Below are 1,458 nucleotides of genomic sequence, written 5' to 3'. Positions count from 1 at the left end.
GAGTATCCATGAAATAAAAGAATAGCCTATGGTTTTTATGAGTAGTCAACTAATTTGCTACAAATTAAAATAAAACACCATAGGCTATGGATACAAATATAATTACCAATCCGAAAAAATCAAGCGTTAGCTTTAACGGTCAGACCATTTATCTAGGTATAGACGTTCACAAAAAGAACTGGAGTGTTACGGTTTACCTTGGCGGTATTTTCTTTCAGACCTTTCATCAGGAGTCAAAATCTTCAATTTTGGCCAATTATTTACATTCTCATTTTCCGGGAGCTGTTTACAAAGCCTGTTATGAGGCTGGTTTCTGTGGTTTTTCGGTACAGCGAGAACTCAGTTCGTTGGGCATAGACTGTATAGTTGTCAATCCCGCAGACGTTCCCCAAACCAACAAGGGCAGCCTGAGCAAGACCGACGCATCGGATTCCAAGCGTCTGGCAATAGCCCTGTCCAAAGGTATGCTAAATCCCATCCATATCCCAGATCGGACAACCGAGGCAGATAGGCAATTGATACGTTACCGCAAAAAGATACAGGTACAGCTACAGGGTAGGCGAAAATCATTGAAATCAATCTTTCATATTGCGGGCATAAGCATTCCGGTAGAACATGATAAGCCCTATTGGACAGGTAACTTTGTGAAGTGGCTACGTTCAATCGTCCTACCAGAAACATCACTTAACACGACCATAAAGCTTATTGTAGATGACGTGGAGGTATTTCGTAAGCGCTTGCTGGAAACCAATAAGCTGATCAGGGAACTATCCGTTAGTAAGCGCTACGGCGAGATGTTCACCGTGCTTAGCTCTGCCCCAGGCATTGGTATCATTACGGCCATGACGATGCTGACCGAAATAGGCAACATTGAACGTTTTGATAATTTCGCACGCTTTAATTCCTTTATCGGGCTATGCCCCAGTGAGTTCTCTTCGGGGGAAGACACCCGAAAAGGAGGTATGACCCCTAGGAACCATTCAGCAATCAGGCCTCTACTAATAGAGGCAGCGTGGATAGCCATTAGGATTGACCCTGCCCTGGCATTAAAGTTTCAGGAACTCATCATTACCAGAACAAAGAAACGGGCTATTGTCGTAATCGCCAGAAAATTACTTTCCAGAATTTACTGTATCTGGACAAAAAAACAAGAATATGAAAAAGGCATTCTAAAATAGAACAACAATATATAGTAAAAGCATTTCCACCTTAATGTTCCTGACTACTTGAGACAGCCTGAATTAAGTTTCTTTAAAAGAGTTTGTAGCGGAATGTTAAATTAAATCTAATGGATACCTGTAACTTTGATTACTAATAGGAGGCTGAAATTATTATCTTTTACTATATTTGATAAGGAAAAAATAAACGCCTGAGAAAGCGCACCTTCTGAAATGAAGATGGTGCCTTTCAAAGGAAATTTATTGACTATACTCAGCGATTTATAGGCTTTTATTCATA

At 40.5% G+C, this 1,458-nt stretch carries 1 protein-coding gene; it reads left to right on the top strand.

All coding sequences use genetic code 11. The features are described 5' to 3' along the window. Positions 1–86 precede the first annotated feature (86 nt). Entirely contained in the window at positions 87–1,178 is a 1,092-nt protein-coding gene (locus R2S57_RS30300) for an IS110 family transposase (protein ID WP_316848645.1), read from the top strand. The last annotated feature ends 280 nt before the right edge of the window (positions 1,179–1,458 follow it).

This window comes from Pedobacter psychrodurus (assembly GCF_032678585.1).
In the GTDB taxonomy this organism is placed as follows: domain Bacteria; phylum Bacteroidota; class Bacteroidia; order Sphingobacteriales; family Sphingobacteriaceae; genus Pedobacter; species Pedobacter psychrodurus_A.
The sequence above is the reverse complement of the archived record's forward strand: the minus strand, read 5'-3'. Positions and strand labels throughout refer to the sequence as shown.

Coding starts and splice junctions, on each gene's coding strand:
- R2S57_RS30300 (WP_316848645.1), top strand. CDS start 87: ATGGATACAAATATAATTACCAATCCGAAAAAATCAAGCGTTAGCTTT.